Origin of the sequence: Amycolatopsis sp. SID8362 (assembly GCF_010550475.1) — a bacterium.
Taxonomy (GTDB): domain Bacteria; phylum Actinomycetota; class Actinomycetes; order Mycobacteriales; family Pseudonocardiaceae; genus Amycolatopsis; species Amycolatopsis eburnea.
Genome location: NZ_JAAGNB010001548.1, coordinates 1 through 329, shown reverse-complemented (window position 1 = coordinate 329; position 329 = coordinate 1). Strand labels below are relative to the sequence as shown.

Below are 329 nucleotides of genomic sequence, written 5' to 3'. Positions count from 1 at the left end.
CGTCGAACAGCGCGGGGTGGAGCCCGTAGGCGGCGCATTCGGTGACGCGGTCTTCGCCGTCGCCGGGGAACACGGCCTCGACGAAGACCTCGTCGCCGAGCTGGTAGGCGGCCGTCAGGCCCTGGAACGCCGGGCCGTAGCCGTGCCCGGAGTCCGCGAGGTCGGCGTAGAAACCGTTCAGGTCAAGGGGTTCGGCGCCCGCCGGCGGCCAGGCCGCGGCATCGAACTCCGGCTGCTTCGGCTCGTCGGGGCCGAGCACGCCGGTGGCGTGCCGCTCCCAGGACGTGGCGCCGTCGGGCTGCGAGTACACCGCGACGCTCCGCCGCTGC

Annotated in this window: 1 protein-coding gene; it reads right to left on the bottom strand. The window is 74.5% G+C overall.

Going from position 1 to position 329, the window contains the following annotated elements; all coding sequences use genetic code 11:
* Positions 1-310 (bottom strand): polyketide synthase dehydratase domain-containing protein (locus tag G3I65_RS47400; protein ID WP_309236033.1); only part of this gene is annotated, 310 nt, incomplete at its 3' end.
* Between the last annotated feature and the right edge of the window lie 19 nt (positions 311-329).